The following is a 19,664-nucleotide window of genomic DNA, read 5'->3' as shown; positions in this document are numbered from 1 at the left end:
TTCTTTATAAAGAAAATTAAGTATAAAAATAAAAAAACTACATCCACTGATGAAGTTTTTTTATTTTTATTAGTCACGACTGTTGCCCATAAATCCAAAGAGTCTTAGAATTGTGAGGAACAGGTTGATAAAGTCAAGGTAGAGTGACAAGGCCATACTGATAGCCCAACCATTATTGACATTACCATTATTTTGACGGTAGATTTGTTCAATCTTTTGATTGTCCCAAGCGATTAAACCACTGAAAACAATAACACTAATGATTGATGAAACGAAGACAACCATCGGGCTTCTTAAAAAGAAGTTAATGATGCCTGCAATAATTAAACCGATTAGCATCCCCATCATGGCACGACCCATACCAGATAAGTTACGTTTTGTTGTTCGTCCATAGACAGAGAGACCAAAGAACATACCTGCAGTTGTGATGAAAGCTAAAGTAACATCTGAAGCTGTGTAGGCAACAACTGTAAAGCTCATCATGAAGCCCATGAGGATTGAAAAGCCAATAAACATCGGCAAAGCGGTTGGTTTATTCTTCATTGCTGCATTTTGCATCGGGAAGATGAGAATAAGCGGGAGGAGCCAAATAATGAATATACCTATACCTGCATTCTCTACTAAGTTTTGGGCACTTTCCCAAAAGACATTCATTGTCAAATAAGATGTGAGTGCCGAAATCGCAACTCCGATACCTACAATTCCATAAATACGAGCAAAAAATTGATTTAACGATACTTGACTGTTGTTGTGTTTATCTAAAAATGGATTTTCCATTGTATCTCCTTTTCTAATATATCTTTAGACTCATTTTACCAAAATAATCTAAGACTGTCATCAGACTTGAGTCCGAGTTAGGCTTATTTTCCTAATAATCGTCTTATTTTGACCAATCTATGGCTTTTTGTCCTGTACTTTCTAAAAAATCATTGGCGCGTGAAAATGGATGTGAACCAAAAAAGCCACGGGAAGCAGACAAAGGTGAGGGATGTGCGGACTCAATAATCAAGTGTTTTTCGGAATTAATGAATTTTGCTTTTTTTCTTGCATCTCCACCCCATAAAAGAAAGACTTTTGGCCGTTCATCATCGGAAGCAATCTTGATAATCTCGTCTGTTAAAGGTTCCCAAATTTTTCCCTTGTGGGCATTGGATTTCATTTCTGGAACTGTTAAGACTGCATTGAGTAGGAGTACTCCTTGTTCTGCCCAATTTGTCAAATCAGAGTCTTTTTTCTCAAAGCCTTCACTCAATAGCTCTTTCCGAATATTCACAATCGAATCCGGACGGTTAACAACAAATGATGCCGGGTAAGAAAAACTTAAGCCTTGTGCTTTATCTGGTTGAGGGTAAGGATCTTGTCCGACTAGAATAACTTTGACTTCTGCTAAGGATGTCAACTCAATTGCTCGAAATATTTTATCCTCAGGTGGATAAACGTTTCCTTGTGCGTAAACGTCATTGATAAAAGTTATTATTTCTTGAAAATACTCCGCACTAAGACGCGCTCTTAACGGTTTGCTCCAGTCTGTTTTTTTCATTTTTTAACCTCATAATTATCTTTAACTACTGCATATTGGCGAAGTACTGTCTTTAATTTCTCAGGCACAGTTTTTCGGAAATCACTAAGATAAATTTCTCGATGATGATAAGTTTTGTGAATAAGTGCCAGTCCTTCTGCTTTTGCAAATTCTTCCATCTGAGTAAAGGTTGTTGCTTCTTCCGCGAAGGGCCCTATGTGCATAGCTTGTACACATAACCCATCCGCTATTTTCTCATAAGTAACTGAGGAAAAATCTTCTCTTTTCCTCAGAGTAGCTTCATGTTTTGCCCAATCTACAACTTCTTCTGTAACAAAGTCTGGCATCCTCAGCATGATTTTCCAAATCAGTTCTTCTTTATTTAAAACTTGACCTTCCTTAGGTGCTTCTTTGCTTGTCCACAATCCCTCTAATGGCGGTACAACAAAGTTATAAAATCCAGGAATTTTATAATCTTCTTTTTTATAAGACATGGAAATCGTATAAGCAATAGGATAAAGTAACCCAATAGCTTTTTGAAAGGCTTCTCCTGCGGGATCCCCCTCTCCAGATACCGTTAAATAGGTCATCTCTGGCACAGTGATTGTTTCTATTTTCTTAGGATAATAGTACTCTTTTTCCGTTTTTTTAAAGTCAATTTTTATAGGTTTAGTCATTGCTTAAATTCCTTAAGAAAATCCACACTCTACGTTCATACCACTATTTCGCTCTGGCTTTTTTGTGCTTCCTTATCTTTTTCCTTCTTTAATTTTTAACGTCATCTCTTCCTAGATTTTTGAGTAAGAAAAGTTTATAAACTCATTATACCATTTATCTTTCTCTAACCACCACTCGCCTAAATATAAGAAAAAGAGGTCTACACACCTCTACCTAAATGTTAATTATAAAATGCTTTCTCAATGTTTTAACCCACCTGAGATTTAAAATTATTTCCAAGTGCAATATCACGAATACTTTCACTCGCATCCGCCATCTCTACACGTCGTACCGTTCGAGGTAAAAATTTACGTATGTCGTCTTCATTATACCCCACTTGAAGACATTTATCATTAATAATTAGAGGGCGTCGCAAGATAGAGCGGTTTTCATCTATAAAATTAAGCAAATCTCCTAAGGAAAGTTTATCCAATCTTGACACGAGTTTTTTGTAGATACGGCTGCGTTTTGAGAGAATATCTCCTGTTCCTTCCTCTGTCAACGAAAGGATATTAAGAAACTCTTCTTTTTCTATATCAGCAGTAAGCAAGTTTATCTCTTGGTACTCAATACCATGATTAGTCAACCAATTTTTTGCTTTTTTAGATGAGCTACAAGCTGTCACTGTATAAATTTTTAACATTTTTGCATCCAAATTCCTTTGTTTTTGTAATTTAATTATAACATTTATTACAAAAACGTCAAGTTGTCTCTTAAAATTCTTTTAAGTAATTTTTAGTAATGTAAAAAAGTGTAAAAAAAATCCTATCAGCCGACAGGAATATTTTTTGCAATTAAGAATTAGCCCAATTTAGCTGCCAAACGTGATTTATCACGTGAAGCTTTGTTAGCGTGGATAAGACCTTTTGTTGCAGCTTTGTCAATTGCAGAGCTTGCAGCTTTATATGTGTCTTCGCTTGGTGCAGTTTCAAATTTTTTGATTGCAGTACGCATTGCAGATTTTTGTTGTGAGTTGCGTTCGTTAGCAACAACGTTCAATTCAGCGCGTTTGATTGCAGATTTGATATTAGCCATTATTTCCTCCAAAATTTTGTAATACCTATAAATTATACAGGATTTTTAGGTTTTTAGCAACTGTTTATCCGAAGAAAATCGAATTATTTCACTTTTTTTAGCTGTTAAATTGCATATTGCTATTTACATTTTACAGTTTGGTGCTATAATATGAATATGAAATTAGATGAAAATCCTTGGTTGACAGATTCCGAATTTATGAGTTATGTTGGTCACTTTCTTGAAATGCCGGAACTGAAACAACTTGATGAAATCACACATCACTATACTTCTACACGTTTGATTCATTCAATCAAAGTAAGTTATGTGAGTTATTTAGTTTGTAAAAAAATGGGTTGGAATGCAAAATCAGCAGCCCGTGCAGGTCTTTTACATGATCTCTTCTACTACGATTGGCGCGACACTAAATTCAATAAAAGTCATGCCTATGTTCATCCACGTATTGCTGCCCGTAATGCAGCAAAAATCACTACACTTTCAGATCTTGAATACGATTGTATCGTTAAACATATGTGGGGAGCAACACTTGCACCACCCCGTTACAAAGAAAGTTGGGTAGTTACCCTTGCAGATGATTATGTTGCGATGACTGAAGGAGTAGAAACTGCGCGTTTCAAATGGAAAACACGTAAGTACTTTAAACGTCACCTCCCAATTTAATAAAAAGGCTTGCCTTAAGGCAAGTCTTTTTTTATTTAAAAATCATAAAATCTGCTTCAGTAAGTCCAATCAAGGGGTCAAATTCTCCAGAGTTAATGAGAGCAGTGCTCAAATATGGTTCATTTGTAAAGCTGTCTGTATTCTCTTCTGGGAAAAGAGAGATTTCTTCGGACTGTGTTACTTTTGGCTCAAAAACTTTTTGGGTAACTGTTTCTGTTTGCAATTTACTCTTTTCAAGCGTTTCTGTTTTACCATTAAAGCGCTCAATCAGATAAGTTTTACGATTGGCGCTCTCTTTTTGCACAGCTTGCATAAAGGCTTTCTGCTCCCCAATGAGAATCAAACTCTGCTTGGCACGCGTGATTGCCGTATATAGAAGATTTCTTTCGAGCATTCTTGAGTAAGAAGAAACCATAGGGACAACAACTGTAGAAAACTCACTCCCTTGTGATTTATGAATAGACATTGCATATGCCAGTGTAATTTTGTACCATTCTGACCTTGGATAGCTGACTTCTTGACCATCAAAATCCATCACAATCTCATCTTGCTTACTTTCGGTATGCTTTGCTGGGATGAGTTCAATTACTCTACCTAAATCTCCATTGAAAACATTACTTTCTGCATCGTTTACCAAATGTAAAACCTTGTCTGCCTCTCGAAAATGGATTTCTTGGAAGTTAAACTCTTGACGATCCTCAAGTGGATTAAAAAGCTCTTGCAAAAGGGTATTTAGCGTATTTATTCCTGCTACACCTTTGTACATTGGGGCTAATATTTGTAATTCGAAAGGATTATTTCCTCTTTTTTTCCAAGCGGTTGCTACCTGTGTTACAAGATTAGCAACTTGCCCTGTACCTGCTTCAAAGTATGAACGGTCAGGATGGCGACTCGTGAAATCAGCTGGGAGTCGCCCTTCTTTAATCTCATGAGCCAAGTCAATAATCGTGGATTCTGAACCTTGTCGGAAAATTTTATCCAGTCTTACTGATGGAATATCAGTTATCTTTAACAAGTCAGCAAATACTTGTCCCGGCCCCACCGAAGGGAGCTGATCTGCATCTCCAACAAAAAGAACTTTCATTGATGGTGGGATGGCTTGCAAAAGTTTATTGGCTAACCAAGTATCTACCATAGAAAACTCATCCACAATCAAAAGTGAACCCGAAAGGTCATTGCTTTCCATATCCATCGCTTCATCTGTATTCAAGCCAAGCTGACGGTGAAGAGTAGCGGCTGGCAACCCTGTCAGTTCGTTCATACGGCGGCTGGCTCTTCCTGTAGGCGCAGCAAGAAGGATAGGAAAAATGTCATCATTATAATGCTCAGGGTCTAAATCAATTTCATAGAGCTGTGCATAAGTTTCAATAAAACCATTAATTATGGTTGTTTTCCCTGTACCTGGTCCACCTGTGAGGATAAAAAACTGACTTTGAAGGGCTTGTAGAATAGCTTGCTTCTGTAACTTATCATAAGTAATTCCCAAACTCTTTTCAACCTGCTCAATAGAATCTAGAATTTTTTCTTCCGAAAAATCTTGCATAGGCCGCTTAATGAGTTTTTTGAGATACTCACTAATTCCCTCTTCAGCAAAATAAAGCGAGTTTTCGAAGATTTTTGTTCCTTCTTGCTGAATTTTCCCATCTTCTAAAAGATGATTGATTTCTTCAGCTACAAGTTCTGGTTTAATCTCTACTTGTCGCGCTTCTTCGAGCAGTTGAATGGTTTGAGTGAGAAGTTCACGAGCCTCTACATACGTATCTCCTGTAAGAAGCGGCTCTGTCTTCACTACATGCATTAAACCTGCTCTAAATCGATCGCTACTGTCAGCTGCAATACCGAGTTCTTGAGCAATTTGGTCTGCTGTTTTAAAGCCAATCCCTTTGACGTCTTCGACAAGTTGGTAGGGATTTTTAGCAATAATATCTAGTGTTTCATCTTTATAAAGCTCATGTATTTGAAATTGTAGTTTACTAGGTATACCATATTCTGCAAGTTTAGATAAAATCTTTTCAACACCATGATTGTCTCTCAGTCGCTTAATAAAAGAATTTTTGCGGGCCATGGGAAGTATTTCTTCTAGCTCTTCTGGTGAACCTAAGATACTGTCTACGGTATTCTCTGGAAAACGAGCCACAATTCTTTCTGCTGTCTTTTTACCAATACCAGGAAATTTTTCAGATGAAAAATATTTTATGAGTCCAGCGGCACTCGTTGGCATTGCCTTTTCATAGCTTTCAACTTGCAATTGCTCCCCATACTTAGGATGAGTCGTCATCTGACCATAAAAAGTATAACTGTCGCCCTCTATAAGGTCTCCAATCGTTCCCGTAACAACGATCTCATAATCTTCGTATTCGCTATTTGTATCGTCAATTTCTAACAAAAGTACTTTATAAAAATTACTAGGATTACTGAAGAAAATAGCTTCAATAGAACCCGTAAAATATATTTTTTCTGTCATAATTCTTGATTCCAGTGAGTCATCTGAAAGCCTTGACCCTTTGTTTCCAGTACAGTCACACTATTGTTGGCCAACCCGCCTGCCGCACGTAATTCCTGAATAGGAAAACCTGCTAAATGTCGTATGCCTGCTGTTCCTGAAGCACCATGTCCTACAAGTAAAATATTTTCTGCATCTTGATGACGCAGTTCATCAGCCAAGCTGTCAAAGCGAGCCAAAACATTCCCAACTGTTTCAGCTCCAAAATGTCGTCCATCAAAATTTTGCAATTCATTTCGCGATGCAAACATTTCTTCTGGGTATTTAAGAAGGGCATCGGCAACAAGTTGGCCCTCCAACTGCCCAAAATTCCACTCTGAGAGTCTAGGGTCTTTGGCTACCGGTAATTCTGTCAATAGTTCTGCTGTCGTAATTGCTCGCGGCTGGGGGCTTGAGATAACCTTATCAAACTGAACAATCTGCGACAGTTTTTTATTTACACGCGCAATAGCCTCGTAGGATTCCGCTAAAAGGGGAGAATCTCCCTTTTGGCCTTGAAGTCTTTTTTCTAAATTCCACTGCGTTTTTCCATGTCTTACAAAATAGAGTTTCATTTTAATTCCTGAATTTCTTTTGCTATTTCTTCTGGACTTTTGTCCTTAGTTTCAATAATAATATCAGCCACTTCTTCATAAAAGCTTTCTCGTTGCTGAAAAAGTTTTTCAACTTCTTTTCTTGTTTGTAAAGCTAAAGGTCGGCTGTTTTCTTTATCCGAGAGGATGCGGTTATAGAGCGTTTCAAAATCAGCCTTGAGATAAACAACTTCTTTCATTTTCTTTAAACATTTGCGATTTTCTTCTAGTTTAACAATTCCACCACCCGTAGCAACATTAAAACCTGAAAGTACTGCTGCTTCTAAAGTTTCTCTTTCAATCTGACGGAATCGATCTTCCCCATGCTCTTCAAAAAATTGCATGATAGGCATTTCGATCTCTTTTTCAATCGCTTGATCTAAATCAATAAAATTTTTCTGGCTCAAAGCATTAGCGATGGTCGATTTTCCAGCAGCCATAAAACCAATCAAAATTACTGGCATCATCTGTCCTTTCTATGGAGACTCATAAGTATTTCCAAATCTTTAAAGAAGCTAGGATAGCTGGTCTGTATGGCCTGACTGCCGTTGAGATTTACTTCTCCTTCTGAAATAAGCAGAGCTGCAATAGCCGTCATCATTCCAATACGATGATCTCCATGTGTATCAATCGTTTTGTTAGGAGCATGTAAGCTAGTTTTCCCCTTGATTATCATTCCATCTGTTGTAGGGGTAATTTTTGCACCCATAGCTTGCAGGATATCTGCGACTACGGCTATTCGATCTGTTTCTTTTACTCTTAATTCTTCTGCATCAGCAATGACCGTTTCACCCTCAGCCTGAGTAGCGAGCAGTGCTATTATAGGTAATTCATCTATCAATCGTGGAATCAGCTTCCCTGATATTTTTGTAGCTTTTAATGATGAATAGGAAATTTTTAAAGTTGCTGACATTTCCGTTTGTTCAGAGAGTTCTATATTACCGCCCATAGCTTCCACTACATCAAGAATTCCGGTTCTGGTTGTGTTTATCCCTACATTCTTAAGCTCGATGTTACTGTCTTTAACTGTCAGCGCCGCTACAATCCAAAATGCTGCAGAGGATATATCGCCAGGAACAGTTATATCTTGACCTGTTAATCTTTGGGCGCCCGGTATTAAAATCTGTTTACCCTTAACGGAGAGTTTCCCTCCAAACTGTTGCAACATTTCCTCTGTGTGATTACGTGTAATCTCTTTTTCAATTATTTCGGTCACTTGACCTGCTTCTGCTTGTAATGCAGCAAAGATCAAAGCTGATTTAACCTGAGCGGATGCTACGGGGAGTTGATAACTTATCGGTTTTAAATGCCCGCCCTGAATTTTTAAAGGCGGTAGCAAACGCTCTCCCTTTCCTTCAATTTTTGCCCCCATATGTTGCAAAGGAATGGCTACACGATCCATTGGGCGTTTAGAAAGAGAAGCGTCACCACACAGCTCTGTTTGAAAGTTTAAACCAGCTAAAATCCCTGACATTAAGCGCATAGAAGTTCCTGAATTTCCCATATCGAGTGGTTCTGGACTAGCTTTCAAGCTTTCAAACCCTTTCCCCTCAATACAAACTATCCCATCCTTATCCTCAATCTCAACTCCTAGTGCCTGAAAGGCCTTCATGGTTGAGAGGACATCCTCTGCCCGCAAGATATGGTGAACTTTTGTTTGTCCATGAGCAATAGCACCAAACATGATTGAACGATGTGAGATAGATTTATCTCCAGGAATAGTTAAACTTCCTGTAAGAGCTGTTGCGTTTGTTTTGAGTTTCATTCCATTCGGCTTTCTTCTATATAGATTTTATCTACTATTATAGCACAAGTCAGGCGTTGAAATATTGAATTATTTTTAGAGGAAAGAACTTGGATAAGTAGAAATAAAAAAATACTGCTCAATAATGAGCAGTTATTTTTATTGGCTATAAGGCTTGATATTCCGCCTTGGTTATTGCCCAATAGTCACAGAGTATTGAGCGTTCTTCCTTGGCGACATATGTATAAACTTGTCCTATTTTTCGCATGCCTATTTTTTCCATTACACGCCCTGACTTTGCATTGTCAGCATAGTGTTCAGCCGTGATAACCTGCATACCTAACTGCTCAAAAGCAAAGTTCCTAAGATAAGTAGCGGCTTCTGGCATAAATCCTCTTCCCCAAAAATTACGGTTAAGAACCCAACCAAAAATAGCCATATCACCATCAAGACGGAGGTCTATGGACCCAATCAATTTATGACTTTCCTTATCCACAATCCCCCAACAGTTTAAACGATTGGGGATAAAATAATTGACGATACTTACTTCTGTAACTTCTCTACTTGTATGTTGTGGAAAAGAAACATACTGAACGACTTCGGGGTCACTCGCATATTCAAACATATCTTCTTTGTCCGAAAGCTCTATTTTTCTAAAAAGTAATCGTTTTGTTTCAAACTCTTGCAGCCGAGCAAGCATTATTTGCTTATCCTTCATGCTTCTTTACCTCTACTTTCGTTCCTTCTCCTACTTCTGAGCTGATTTTAATATCAAAATCAAGTCGATCAAAAATAAGTTTTGTCAAATAAAGACCAAGCCCTGAAGCTTTGTAGTGTCCTCGCCCATTATAACCAGTAAAGCCATGCTCAAATATACGCGGAAGATCCTCAGGTAAAATACCTATGCCTGTATCACACAAATGCACCTTATTTTCTTCAATAGTAATAGTTAAACTGCCTTCATTTGTATATTTGATTGCATTATTGAGCAGTTGCTCCATCGCTAAGCTGAACCATTTACGATCCGTAACTGCTTCCCAATCCCCAGAAATCGTGACAGATAAATTTTTCTGAATAAAAAAGCTGCTGTATTTTTTCAGAAGTTCACGCATAACAAGCGCAACTGAGAATTTTTCAAAGTGAAAATCGGTTGCAATGTTCGATATACGTTGATATTCCAGTAGCATCTTCAAGTAATTATCCAAGGCAAAAGTTTGATTTTTCAGCTCTATCGGATTGATTTCCGTTTGTGCCATTAAATCAATAGCCGCGAGAGGTATTTTCATCTGATGGGACCAAACTTTGATGATATCTTCCGTTTCTCTAATATGGCGTTCTCTTTCTTTTAAATCTTCTCTTAAATCTTTCAGTTCATGCTTTAGGTCTAATAGAATTTCTTCTCGTTTTGCCCAGCGAAAATAAGAAGAAACCAAATAAATAACAAAGATAATCAAGGCCAATATTGTGGCATTAATAAGAGATTCTATTGGAAGATGCCAGAGCAAAAAGTTACTGACAAAGATAAAGAGCATGACGAGAAAAACTCCAATCTGAGCTACTTTAGTCTGTAAAAAACTTTTTATCTTATTCCAAGGCATAACCGACCCCTCGCTTCGTGACAAGATGCGCAAAACCAATCTCCGCTAACTTTTTACGTAACCTTGTCATCTTCACATTCAGTGTATTATTGTCAATAAACTCATCTGTTTGCCATAGTTCTTGAAGTATTACTTCTTTGCTCACAACTGCACCATCTGCTCTAAAAAGGACCGTAAGAATTTTATTTTCCGATGGTGTCAGCTCAATTTGATCTTTTTCAGATCTTACCATATTTTCCGATAAAACAAAGCCTGCAAATTCTAGTTTCTCAGGACCCGAAAAATTATAAGAACGACGAAGTAAGGCTTTTATCTTCGCCTGTAAAATTTCTAGAGAAAATGGTTTTGTAACAAAATCATCTGCGCCTTGGTTCATGGCTGTAACTTGATTCATATCGTCACTCATTGATGAGATAAAGATAATCGGAATTTGTGAAACCTTTCGTAACTCTGTGGTCCAGTAAAAGCCATTGTAAAAAGGTAAGCCGATATCCATCAATACCAAATCAGGCTCTGCTTCTAAGATTTCTTGCTTCACTGCCCTAAAATTCAAAACAGAATAGACCTGAAACTCTTTCTTCAACGCAGTGGTTAACATTTTAACAATTGTTTTGTCATCCTCGACAATAAAAATTTTGGGCATTCTCTCCTCCAAAAACTATCCTCTATATTAGTATTATTATAACATACAAAAAAATCAGATGATTCCATCTGATTTTAGAAAAAAGTTGTAATACCAAAGTAGCCTAAACCAACAATGATAAGAATAGAAAGAAGGTGTAAGCCTAAGGATATTGCCTGCAAGAGTTTAATATCCTTACATTCGTGAATCTTTCTTTGTATAAAGTGAATCATCCCCCAAACATACCAGGCACAGAAACTAATAGCAGTGAGTGAGCCACCAAGGACCAGTAAATAGTAGGGTATTTTTTCCATTTTATTTTTTCTCCACAATATTGTAATAAACGCGACTTGTTCCTTTATAAATAAGCCAGTAAACAAAGGCTAAACCTGCGATTGTTCCCAAACTTACCCAGAGAATCAACTGGCTATCCATGATACCAAAGACCTGAATAATCTTGCTAATCATGATATAAGCAAAGCTGAAATGAATAATTGTCATTGCGATTGGCAATAAGAAAATCATACTTACTTGTGATTTGATTGTTTTAGCAACTTGTTCTTTGGAAAGTCCAACTTCTTGAAGGATTTTGAATGAGCGTTTATCTTGCACACCTTCTGAAAGTTGTTTGTAATAGATAATCAAGGCAGCGCCGAGAATAAAGCTAATACCAAGCACTAAACCGATGAAGACAAAGGCACCAATGCCTGTTTTGACTTCTTTCAACTCAACAGTACGGAAGCTAAGAAGGTGTTCTCCGTCTCCAAATGCTTTTACAAGTTTGTCTTGATCTTTTTCTTGAATATCAAAGTTAACAGTTACAGCTGGACTTATTTGGTAATCTTGACCATCATTGCCACTTGCTGTGTTAAAAGTGTTCAGCGCTTGAAGTAACTCTTGATCATTTGGGAAAATAATGAGCGTTGGGTTCATAATGTTCATCATGATTGGATACTTTGTCAAATCATTATTCGCCATAATACTTTTGACTTCATATTTTGTCCCAAACCAGTTAAGCTCTTTTAAAGCTGGATGAGCGCCAAAATAATCCAAGACGTTAATTTGATTGCCAAATATTTCATCAACCTTTTCACCTAGATTTTTCAAAGTTTGCATCGTTGTCAGTGAAAACTGGATTCCCGTTTTGGGATCAGCCATTGGAGCAATCTTTAAAGAATTTGCCCCTTCTTTTTGACCATTTGCAAGTAAACCATCAGCACTCAAAGCCGTTGAAACATTTGAGATATCCACGCCTGCTTGTTTCGCTTTTTCTTCTAAAGTCTGAATCATCTGATCGCCAGTTTTTTCTTGTGTATACAGAGTATATTGCCCTTCTTTTGGATAAGAGCGCTCAACTGACTGTGTGCTACCTAAGAAGATACCCACAGTAACAACAAGTGTTACTAAAGTCATTGACAAGAGAATAGTAATATTAGCCAAACCAACCGCATTAGCTTTCATGCGGTAAAGCATTGAACTGATTGTGATAAAGTTTTGTGGTTTATAGTATGAATTACGTTTTTTACGCCATTTTAAATACCATACAGTGAAACTGATATAGAAGAAATAAGTTCCGAGAATAACTGCTAAGACTGCGGTGAAGAAGGTAGACAAGGCCTTAACAGGGTTGTCAACATTGACTGCGAGTCCATACCCTACAATAAGTAAGATAAGACCAACCATCGCCATAAAGATATTTGATCTAGGTTCTTTTTCTCCCTTAGAAGCTTCTCGTAATAAGTCTAAACTTGAAGATTTCCAAATGATAAACGTTCCTATGATAAGGAGTAGGAAGAAGAAAAGCAAGAAGATAGCAGCCACTGTCAGAATTGAAGCTGGAGTAATCGCTAAATTAAACTGATTTTCCCCAATCATATTTATGAAAATAAGGAAAAGGAATTTTGAAAAAGCAATACCAACGATTGTACCAATAATCACTGTAGCCACATAGCTTAACACAAGTTCAAAGAAAGATACAAGAGCGATTTTCTTTTTACCTAATCCTAGGATATCGTACAACCCAAACTCACTTGAACGTTGCAATTGGAGAAAACGATAGCTATAAATAAGGATGATAGCACCAAAGATAGCTAAAATCCACATGGCAAAGGTCATCAATTGTGCAACTGCTGCCCCACCTCTCATCTTTTCTAGAGACGGAGATTGTGCTATGGCTGCTGTCACAAAGAGTAAGACAAACATGGTAACACTTGCTACAATAAAAGGCGCAAAGGACTTGAGGCCTTTCTTTAAATTTTGGACTGCCAGTTTAAAACTAAGCATTGTTTGCTACCTCCATTTCACTTGGGCCTGTTGAATCACCTAAGAATGAAGTCATTGACATTGTAATTTCTTTAGCAAATTCTGTTGAAGTTTTTTCACCGCGATAAAGTTGGTGATAAAGCATCCCGTCTTTAATAAAGAGAACACGTTTAGCATGACTTGCTGCCAAGCTAGAGTGAGTAACCATAATAATAGTTTGTCCCGCATCATTGATATTTTCAAAAAGCTCAAGCAAGCTCTCAGAATTTTTATAGTCTAAAGCTGCTGTTGGCTCATCAGCCAAAACAAGATCTGGTTTAGAGATCAAGGCACGTGCCACAGCAACCCGCTGTTTTTGTCCCCCAGATAACTCAAAAGGTTGTTTTTCTAAAAGCATCTCGATATTCAATTTAGGAGCTAAGGCTTCTATACGTGATTTCATTTTATTTACTGGTGCTTTAGATAGAACCATCGGAAGATAGATATTATCTCTTACTGACAAAGTATCCAAAAGGTTAAAATCTTGGAAGACAAAGCCTAAATGTTCACGACGGAAGGCTGAAATATCCTTGTCTTTGATCGCTGTAATATCTTTTCCTGAAAGTAAAACTTGTCCTGCTGTTGGTTTTTCTAATGTAGATAAAATATTTAGCAATGTTGTTTTACCTGAACCAGATTCACCCATAATGGCAATATATTCACCCTCTTCCACAGAAAAATCAATATCAGCAAGAGCAGTTGTTTCTTCTTTTGAAAAACGTGTTTTGAAAACTTTTTTGATGTGTTTAACTTCTAATAGCATTTTTTGTCCTCTTAATATATTTTTTCTTAATTTAATTTATCTTTTGCTTGAGCTGGTACGTCTTTTTGTTGAACTTCTTCCCAGCTTGTTATTCCTTTAACTTTGTTATCCGTTAATTTTAAGTAAGCTTCCTTACGTAAATTGTGTTGAGCGTTAAAAGTTACCTCTTTTTTAACACCATTTTTATCGTAAGAAGGTATTTTGTATACGTAATCTACATAACGTTCCCCTGAATCAGTCTTGCCTTCCTTTTTAGTACCGTCTTGGGTGATTTTGACATAACGTTCTGCTCCACCATAACTTGACTTATACCAACCATAACCCAGGCCACCGATTATTACTACAAGTGCAAGTAAACCAAATAATACTTTTTTCATAATTTTACCTCTTTCATACTGGGCTTTATTTTTCTTAACCCTATACCTCTATTCTAGCAAATAATATTTTCTATAAACTTACACTTTTGTAATAAAAAAACTAGAAGCTATTTCATAACCTCTAGTTTTTATTTTACTTAAAAGTTTTTCAAGCGTTTTTTGTACTTTTGAAAGGCTTCTTGGAGCTCTCGGAAGCTATCACTTGAAAACTTATCACATATTTCCTGAGCTAAAACGGTAGCAACCACATTTTCCATCACTACACCCGCAGCTGGCAAAGCAGTTGGATCAGAGCGTTCCACACTGGCTTTATAAGCTTCATGCGTTTCTGTATTTACGGACATCAGTGGTTTATACAAAGTAGGTATCGGTTTCATCACTCCTCGAATAATCAAATCTTCACCATTGGTCATCCCACCTTCAAAGCCACCAAGATTGTTTGTGTTTCGACTATAGCCTGCTTGTTCTGTCCAAAGAATTTCGTCCATTACTTGGCTTCCTTGACGACGCCCTGCTTCAAATCCTAATCCAAATTCCACGCCTTTAAAAGCATTTATAGACACTACTGCTGCCGCAATTTTTGCATCTAATTTACGATCATAATGAACGTAAGAGCCTAGACCGGCGGGTACATTTTCAGCGCGAACCTCTACGATGCCGCCAATTGTATCTCCCGCTCTCTTTATTTCATCAATATAGCTACGAATCTCCTCTGCTCTTGACGTATCAACTAAAGACAAATCATTTGAACCAGCGGTTTCTTTGATTTTACTGACAGTTAATTCCGAGAGCTTCTCCGTCACATCTTTTCCGCCAAAATTAACAACATGATTGCCTAATTCGATGCCTAGATTTTTCAATAGAACTTTAGCCACTGCACCAACAGCTACACGCATGGTTGTTTCCCTTGCTGATGATCGCTCAAGTGTATTGCGCAGGTCTTCAAATTCATACTTCATCCCACCCACGAGATCAGCATGTCCAGGACGTGGTTTTGTCAACTTACGTTGTTTTTTTATGGCATCATCCACTTCCTCGGCTGCCATAATTTCAGTCCAATGTGAAAAATCTCGATTGGTAACATTAAGGGTCAGAGGGCTTCCTAAGGTTTTTCCATGACGGAGACCGCTCGTTATTTCAACTTGGTCTGACTCAATCTTCATCCGTCCACCACGGCCATAACCACCTTGACGACGTTTAAGCTCCACATTGATATCTTCTGCCTTAAGAGAAAGTCCTGCGGGAAGTCCTTCAATAATGGCAGTCAAGCGTGGCCCATGTGATTCACCTGCTGTAAAAAAACGCATGTTACCCCTCCTTCATCAATTGTTTATAAATCGGCAATAAGTCATCCACAGTCTCCATCATCTCCTGCAAGATTACTTTATCTTGTACGCCATCAAAGCGTGATGCTTCCCAAATTTTCCCCAGCTCTAGTTCTGACTTTTTCACTTTTTTTAAACGATCGACAAATTCTGGAAAATAGTTCACTTCATAAAAATCAGCCTTGGTGTGATCTTTAGATAGAACAAAACCCTCTGGTAGTGCCGAAAGCTGGCCCAGTTTTTCAGCAAAGTCTTTTTGTCCTTTAGGCTGATCGATAATAGAGAGATAGACAAAAACATATTCTTGCCAAATGCCCAACTGAAAGTGAGGTTCCATCTTATATCCTCGTTTTTGTCGTCCAATTGCTGACCATGTGTTTTCTGGAGCATTACTTGTACGACGACGGTGTTGTGCGATATGGAGATAGAAGTCTTGATTTGGAATAGCCTGACTGATTCTTTCTCTCATTTCTTCACCTATTTTCATAAAAACAGGTTGAATTTCCGCACGAACCCCATCCATACGTGGTTCTAAACCTTCAATATCAAATACTTCAAATGATTTTTTTCTAAACATATAACCTCACAAAAATTTTATACAAACTATCCCTACAAGCATAACCAAGACACCAACGACTTGTAAAGGTTTGATCGGATAACGATCCGAATGCCACCAGCCAAATTGCTGTACCAACATTGAACCGACAATTTGACCAAGAATAGCCATCATGATATTGAGCCCTGCTCCAATCTTTGGTACCGCTAAGACTGCCCCGAGAACAAAGAAGGACCCCCAAATTCCACCAAGAATGTTCCATTTCTTAATACTTCGGATTTCGATTTTCGTGATAAAGCGTCGTTCTATTGATAAGGTCACAAGAATAATGGCAAGTAGACCGATAAAAAAGGACATGAAAGAAGCTTGAAAAGGTCGATGCAGTAAAGTACCTAGATGGCCATTGATTGCTTGTTGAATGGCGGTAAATGAGCCAGATATAACGGCCCAAAGGCGCCATAAGAGTAAACTCGGTTCGTTGTGGTCTTTCACTCGTTCTGTTTTTTTACTCAAGCTAGTGAGTACAACAGCAATAAAAAGTCCAGCCATGGTAACAATAACCCCTACAATACGCATCGGACTCATAGGAATCTGAACAGCATAAAACCAGCCAAAGCTATCTATTATCACTCCAGTCAAAATTTGTCCTAAGATAGGTAAAATCACTGTTTGCACAGCACCTAATCTTGGAAAAAGAAAGACATTGGAAGTCACATAAACTGGACCTAACAAGCCACCTATCCAAATCCAAGCAGGATGACTACTTACAAACTCAACAGAAGGAAATAAATCTCCGGTTAAACCGAGTGATATTCCTCCGAGAAAAATAACCCCAATAATCTGAGAAATTGTCGATGCCCAAAAAGGGGAGTTTACTTTTTTGCGAAGATCAGCATTAATCGGGTTTTGGTTTGCTAGTAAAAAACCCGCAAAAAGTGCTATTCCAAGATAGATAAACATTATATTTTATTTATTATTTTCTCCATTGTATTGATATTACGACTCGTAAATAATTCTTTATAAGCTTTTTTTCCTAAAATCTTACCAAAAGGGGTGCCTAAGGTGGAACCCTTGGGAACCTTCCAATAAAAAGTATTTTCTTTGACAGCAGCTGCTTCTTGTGCTGTTTTCAAACTCTCAAATTCAGATAAAGCAATCTGCGCAAAGGCTTCCTCTGCCACAAAAATATAGATATGATAATCTTCTTGTATAGCAAGAGGATTATTTTCCAGCATTTTTTTCACTTGTTGCTCTGTTTTTACAAAGGCTTGTACAGGTAAGAAAGATAAATCTGGTGCTGCTTTACTACTAAAGATAACATTTCCTGTCGCTAGAACGGTAGCAACATCTGTAAAACCAGCAGCTTCAAACTCCTGTTTTAGATCAGTCATCTTAAGCTTTATACCACCAACATTAATTCCTCGAAGAAAGGCACAGTATCTCATCTTAAATACTCCCGCATTTCTTCTAAGCTTATTTCATTTATTTTAGCTTGTCCAATTTCTGGCACAATTACTGTTTTTATTTTATTCCCACGTGTTTTCTTGTCATGTGTCAAGATATTAAAAAGTGCTGCTTCATCCCAAGGCTCAAAAGTTTGTGGCAGGCGAAATTTTTGAAGCATAGCTCTGATTTTGGCTGTTAATCCTTTGGGCATGAGTCCTTTACTTTCAGCAACTTTACTTATTTGAACCATACCAATAGCAACAGCCTCTCCGTGCATAACTTGCCCATAGCCCGCCCATGCTTCCACAGCATGCCCGATTGTATGCCCAAAGTTTAAATACAGCCTTGTACCTTGATCAAATTGATCTTCAACGACAAGCCGACGTTTCACTTCGCAAGCTGCTCTGATAAAGTACTCCGCCTCTTGAAGCAACTCTTGCTCGTTTTTCAGGTCTAGCAATCGTTCCCAAAGCATCTTATCCCCGATCAAGGCACACTTAACGATTTCTCCGATTCCTTCCCGAAAAGCTCTTGGAGAGAGGGTTTCGAGTACTTTTGGATCGATAAGAACTCCATCTGGCTGAGCAAAAGTTCCAATCATATTTTTAGCATAGGTACTATTTACTCCTGTTTTCCCGCCAATTGAACTGTCCACCTGTGCCGTGAGACTTGTCGGAATTTGCAAAAAATGAATGCCTCGCATATACGTACTTGCCGCAAAGGCCGCAAGGTCGCCAACAACTCCCCCGCCTAAAGCAACTATTCCATCCGAACGGGTAAGGCCTTTTTCAGCACAGAAGTTCCAAATTCTTTCAGCATTTGCCAATATTTTGCTTGACTCACCAGCTGGAAACTCAAAGACAAAAACTTCAAATCCTTCATCTTCTAACTGCTCAGCTACGCTCCTACCATACAGTGCATTCACATTATCATCTGTGACAAGTACAATCTTTTGTTTCTGCCAAAGATTTGAAACCCAACTTCCTACTTTTGCCAACTCTCCTTTTTGGATAATAATCTCATAGGGAGTATTCGGAAGGTTAACACTTAATTTCATTGCTTTCCTCCAATTCTTGACTGATTTGTTCAACCGGCATTTTTTTACCTGTCCATAGTTCAAAGGAAGCTGCTGCTTGGTGAATAAGCATCCCAATACCATTCTGAGTTTGAACACCCTGCGCTTTGCCCCATTTTAAAAGCGGAGTTTCCAGTACTTTATATATCGTATCCACAAGTAATATATGAGACGGTAAAATAATCGAAGACGATAGGGGCATTGCTTGATCCAGCATACCAACTGGTGTTGCATTAACCAGCAAGTCCGACTCCGTTATTTCTTCTTGCAACCGCGATAAATCTGCCAAGTCCCAAAGTTTTATTTGGCTTTCCGTTTGCTTTGCTAGTTTTTGCAAGCGTTGCGCCAAGGGAGCATAGGAAGCTGATTGCCTTGCAAAAACAATAACTTCCTTGGTCCCAAGCAAAACTGCTTGAACAATAATTGCGATAGCAGCCCCACCACCGCCTAAAATTACCATTTTTTTATTGTTGGGCTTAAAATCTAAAGCATTAAAAAAGCCAATTCCATCTGTATTATAGCCAACGAGTCTTCCATTCCGATTGACAATAGTATTGACAGCTCCAATCAGTCGCGATTCTTCTGACAACTCATCGAGAAACTCAAAAGCACTTTTCTTGTAAGGCATTGAAATATTAAGCCCATACATGTGCAAAGTTCTCACATTGTTTATCATTTGTCCCAGTTCTTTTTTATCTTCTAACTCCCAAGCCAGATACACTCCATTTTCATTCAAGAGATTAAATGCGCGATTATGAATGAAAGGGGAAAGACTGTGTTTGATAGGATAGGCTAGTACGGCAGCCATTCGTGTTTGTCCATTGATTTCCATCTTACACCTATATCTATTG

Annotated in this window: 23 protein-coding genes; 1 reads left to right on the top strand and 22 read right to left on the bottom strand. The window is 38.0% G+C overall.

Annotated elements, in window-relative coordinates; translation table 11 throughout:
* Positions 1–69 precede the first annotated feature (69 nt).
* The 5 genes from I6G50_RS00960 to rpsT all read right to left on the bottom strand — a co-directional run bounded on the left by I6G50_RS00960 (position 70) and on the right by rpsT (position 3,271).
* Entirely contained in the window at positions 70–777 is a 708-nt protein-coding gene (locus tag I6G50_RS00960) for a Bax inhibitor-1/YccA family protein (RefSeq protein WP_003135005.1), read from the bottom strand.
* Positions 778–880: 103 nt separating this feature from the next.
* Complete coding sequence (locus I6G50_RS00955) at positions 881–1,540, bottom strand: uracil-DNA glycosylase (protein ID WP_197908897.1); 660 nt, start codon at positions 1,538–1,540, stop codon at positions 881–883.
* Complete coding sequence (locus tag I6G50_RS00950) at positions 1,537–2,196, bottom strand: GyrI-like domain-containing protein (protein WP_197908896.1); 660 nt, start codon at positions 2,194–2,196, stop codon at positions 1,537–1,539. The genes I6G50_RS00955 and I6G50_RS00950 overlap by 4 nt, the downstream gene beginning before the upstream one ends.
* A 248-nt stretch (positions 2,197–2,444) precedes the next feature.
* A complete protein-coding gene (locus I6G50_RS00945) occupies positions 2,445–2,879 on the bottom strand; it encodes a Spx/MgsR family RNA polymerase-binding regulatory protein (protein ID WP_003135010.1) in 435 nt (144 codons plus the stop codon).
* Between the two features lie 158 nt (positions 2,880–3,037).
* Entirely contained in the window at positions 3,038–3,271 is a 234-nt protein-coding gene (gene rpsT, locus I6G50_RS00940) for a 30S ribosomal protein S20 (protein ID WP_003135011.1), read from the bottom strand.
* A gap of 150 nt (positions 3,272–3,421) precedes the next feature.
* On the opposite strand from rpsT, the gene I6G50_RS00935 reads away from it, so the two are divergent.
* A complete protein-coding gene (locus I6G50_RS00935; RefSeq protein WP_003135013.1) occupies positions 3,422–3,931 on the top strand; it encodes an HD domain-containing protein in 510 nt (169 codons plus the stop codon).
* A gap of 31 nt (positions 3,932–3,962) precedes the next feature.
* Here the strand turns inward: I6G50_RS00935 and I6G50_RS00930 are convergent, their stop codons facing one another.
* From I6G50_RS00930 to aroE, 17 genes are all read right to left on the bottom strand, one after another.
* Positions 3,963–6,395: an ATP-dependent RecD-like DNA helicase gene (locus I6G50_RS00930; RefSeq protein WP_197908895.1), complete on the bottom strand. Its 2,433-nt coding sequence runs from the start codon at positions 6,393–6,395 to the stop codon at positions 3,963–3,965.
* The gene (locus tag I6G50_RS00925; protein WP_197908894.1) at positions 6,392–6,988 is read right to left on the bottom strand and encodes a histidine phosphatase family protein; all 597 of its coding nucleotides are present in this window, start codon (positions 6,986–6,988) and stop codon (positions 6,392–6,394) included. Before I6G50_RS00925 ends, I6G50_RS00930 begins: the two co-directional genes overlap by 4 nt.
* Positions 6,985–7,470: a shikimate kinase gene (locus I6G50_RS00920; protein ID WP_197909391.1), complete on the bottom strand. Its 486-nt coding sequence runs from the start codon at positions 7,468–7,470 to the stop codon at positions 6,985–6,987. The genes I6G50_RS00925 and I6G50_RS00920 overlap by 4 nt, the downstream gene beginning before the upstream one ends.
* Positions 7,470–8,771 carry a 3-phosphoshikimate 1-carboxyvinyltransferase gene (gene aroA, locus I6G50_RS00915; RefSeq protein WP_197908893.1) on the bottom strand — a complete coding sequence of 434 codons (1,302 nt, stop codon included), beginning with the start codon at positions 8,769–8,771 and terminating at the stop codon, positions 7,470–7,472. The genes I6G50_RS00920 and aroA overlap by 1 nt, the downstream gene beginning before the upstream one ends.
* Positions 8,772–8,916: 145 nt before the next feature.
* A complete protein-coding gene (locus I6G50_RS00910; RefSeq protein ID WP_197908892.1) occupies positions 8,917–9,468 on the bottom strand; it encodes a GNAT family N-acetyltransferase in 552 nt (183 codons plus the stop codon).
* Complete coding sequence (locus I6G50_RS00905) at positions 9,458–10,348, bottom strand: sensor histidine kinase (protein ID WP_081165035.1); 891 nt, start codon at positions 10,346–10,348, stop codon at positions 9,458–9,460. Before I6G50_RS00905 ends, I6G50_RS00910 begins: the two co-directional genes overlap by 11 nt.
* Positions 10,335–10,991, bottom strand: a complete 657-nt coding sequence (locus tag I6G50_RS00900) for a response regulator transcription factor (protein ID WP_197908891.1) — start codon at positions 10,989–10,991, stop codon at positions 10,335–10,337. Before I6G50_RS00900 ends, I6G50_RS00905 begins: the two co-directional genes overlap by 14 nt.
* A gap of 74 nt (positions 10,992–11,065) precedes the next feature.
* Positions 11,066–11,284: a hypothetical protein gene (locus I6G50_RS00895; RefSeq protein WP_081165037.1), complete on the bottom strand. Its 219-nt coding sequence runs from the start codon at positions 11,282–11,284 to the stop codon at positions 11,066–11,068.
* A gap of 1 nt (position 11,285) precedes the next feature.
* Positions 11,286–13,253: an FtsX-like permease family protein gene (locus tag I6G50_RS00890; protein WP_197908890.1), complete on the bottom strand. Its 1,968-nt coding sequence runs from the start codon at positions 13,251–13,253 to the stop codon at positions 11,286–11,288.
* Complete coding sequence (locus I6G50_RS00885) at positions 13,246–14,034, bottom strand: ABC transporter ATP-binding protein (RefSeq protein WP_197908889.1); 789 nt, start codon at positions 14,032–14,034, stop codon at positions 13,246–13,248. Before I6G50_RS00885 ends, I6G50_RS00890 begins: the two co-directional genes overlap by 8 nt.
* A gap of 26 nt (positions 14,035–14,060) precedes the next feature.
* Complete coding sequence (locus I6G50_RS00880; RefSeq protein ID WP_197908888.1) at positions 14,061–14,411, bottom strand: YxeA family protein; 351 nt, start codon at positions 14,409–14,411, stop codon at positions 14,061–14,063.
* Positions 14,412–14,548: 137 nt separating this feature from the next.
* The gene (gene aroC, locus I6G50_RS00875; RefSeq protein WP_197908887.1) at positions 14,549–15,718 is read right to left on the bottom strand and encodes a chorismate synthase; all 1,170 of its coding nucleotides are present in this window, start codon (positions 15,716–15,718) and stop codon (positions 14,549–14,551) included.
* Position 15,719: 1 nt separating this feature from the next.
* Positions 15,720–16,313, bottom strand: a complete 594-nt coding sequence (locus tag I6G50_RS00870; RefSeq protein ID WP_197908886.1) for a DUF1054 domain-containing protein — start codon at positions 16,311–16,313, stop codon at positions 15,720–15,722.
* Positions 16,314–16,319: 6 nt separating this feature from the next.
* Positions 16,320–17,252, bottom strand: coding sequence for a DMT family transporter (locus tag I6G50_RS00865; RefSeq protein WP_003135032.1), 933 nt, complete (start codon positions 17,250–17,252; stop codon positions 16,320–16,322).
* Positions 17,252–17,683, bottom strand: coding sequence for a DUF1697 domain-containing protein (locus tag I6G50_RS00860; protein ID WP_232252359.1), 432 nt, complete (start codon positions 17,681–17,683; stop codon positions 17,252–17,254). Before I6G50_RS00860 ends, I6G50_RS00865 begins: the two co-directional genes overlap by 1 nt.
* A gap of 50 nt (positions 17,684–17,733) precedes the next feature.
* Positions 17,734–18,795: a 3-dehydroquinate synthase gene (gene aroB, locus I6G50_RS00855; protein ID WP_197908884.1), complete on the bottom strand. Its 1,062-nt coding sequence runs from the start codon at positions 18,793–18,795 to the stop codon at positions 17,734–17,736.
* A complete protein-coding gene (aroE, locus tag I6G50_RS00850) occupies positions 18,779–19,645 on the bottom strand; it encodes a shikimate dehydrogenase (protein ID WP_003135037.1) in 867 nt (288 codons plus the stop codon). Before aroE ends, aroB begins: the two co-directional genes overlap by 17 nt.
* Positions 19,646–19,664 lie beyond the last annotated feature (19 nt).

This window comes from Lactococcus garvieae (assembly GCF_016027715.1).
GTDB lineage: Bacteria > Bacillota > Bacilli > Lactobacillales > Streptococcaceae > Lactococcus > Lactococcus garvieae_A.
This window is presented reverse-complemented; position numbering and strand designations above follow the sequence as displayed.

Coding starts and splice junctions, on each gene's coding strand:
- rpsT (WP_003135011.1), bottom strand. CDS start 3,271: ATGGCTAATATCAAATCTGCAATCAAACGCGCTGAATTGAACGTTGTT.
- I6G50_RS00865 (WP_003135032.1), bottom strand. CDS start 17,252: ATGTTTATCTATCTTGGAATAGCACTTTTTGCGGGTTTTTTACTAGCA.
- aroE (WP_003135037.1), bottom strand. CDS start 19,645: ATGGAAATCAATGGACAAACACGAATGGCTGCCGTACTAGCCTATCCT.
- I6G50_RS00880 (WP_197908888.1), bottom strand. CDS start 14,411: ATGAAAAAAGTATTATTTGGTTTACTTGCACTTGTAGTAATAATCGGT.
- I6G50_RS00920 (WP_197909391.1), bottom strand. CDS start 7,470: ATGCCAGTAATTTTGATTGGTTTTATGGCTGCTGGAAAATCGACCATC.
- I6G50_RS00895 (WP_081165037.1), bottom strand. CDS start 11,284: ATGGAAAAAATACCCTACTATTTACTGGTCCTTGGTGGCTCACTCACT.
- I6G50_RS00950 (WP_197908896.1), bottom strand. CDS start 2,196: ATGACTAAACCTATAAAAATTGACTTTAAAAAAACGGAAAAAGAGTAC.
- I6G50_RS00900 (WP_197908891.1), bottom strand. CDS start 10,991: ATGCCCAAAATTTTTATTGTCGAGGATGACAAAACAATTGTTAAAATG.
- aroC (WP_197908887.1), bottom strand. CDS start 15,718: ATGCGTTTTTTTACAGCAGGTGAATCACATGGGCCACGCTTGACTGCC.
- I6G50_RS00960 (WP_003135005.1), bottom strand. CDS start 777: ATGGAAAATCCATTTTTAGATAAACACAACAACAGTCAAGTATCGTTA.
- I6G50_RS00930 (WP_197908895.1), bottom strand. CDS start 6,395: ATGACAGAAAAAATATATTTTACGGGTTCTATTGAAGCTATTTTCTTC.
- I6G50_RS00925 (WP_197908894.1), bottom strand. CDS start 6,988: ATGAAACTCTATTTTGTAAGACATGGAAAAACGCAGTGGAATTTAGAA.
- I6G50_RS00905 (WP_081165035.1), bottom strand. CDS start 10,348: ATGCCTTGGAATAAGATAAAAAGTTTTTTACAGACTAAAGTAGCTCAG.
- I6G50_RS00885 (WP_197908889.1), bottom strand. CDS start 14,034: ATGCTATTAGAAGTTAAACACATCAAAAAAGTTTTCAAAACACGTTTT.
- I6G50_RS00860 (WP_232252359.1), bottom strand. CDS start 17,683: ATGACTGATCTAAAACAGGAGTTTGAAGCTGCTGGTTTTACAGATGTT.
- I6G50_RS00890 (WP_197908890.1), bottom strand. CDS start 13,253: ATGCTTAGTTTTAAACTGGCAGTCCAAAATTTAAAGAAAGGCCTCAAG.
- aroA (WP_197908893.1), bottom strand. CDS start 8,771: ATGAAACTCAAAACAAACGCAACAGCTCTTACAGGAAGTTTAACTATT.
- I6G50_RS00945 (WP_003135010.1), bottom strand. CDS start 2,879: ATGTTAAAAATTTATACAGTGACAGCTTGTAGCTCATCTAAAAAAGCA.
- I6G50_RS00935 (WP_003135013.1), top strand. CDS start 3,422: ATGAATATGAAATTAGATGAAAATCCTTGGTTGACAGATTCCGAATTT.
- I6G50_RS00870 (WP_197908886.1), bottom strand. CDS start 16,313: ATGTTTAGAAAAAAATCATTTGAAGTATTTGATATTGAAGGTTTAGAA.
- I6G50_RS00955 (WP_197908897.1), bottom strand. CDS start 1,540: ATGAAAAAAACAGACTGGAGCAAACCGTTAAGAGCGCGTCTTAGTGCG.
- I6G50_RS00910 (WP_197908892.1), bottom strand. CDS start 9,468: ATGAAGGATAAGCAAATAATGCTTGCTCGGCTGCAAGAGTTTGAAACA.
- aroB (WP_197908884.1), bottom strand. CDS start 18,795: ATGAAATTAAGTGTTAACCTTCCGAATACTCCCTATGAGATTATTATC.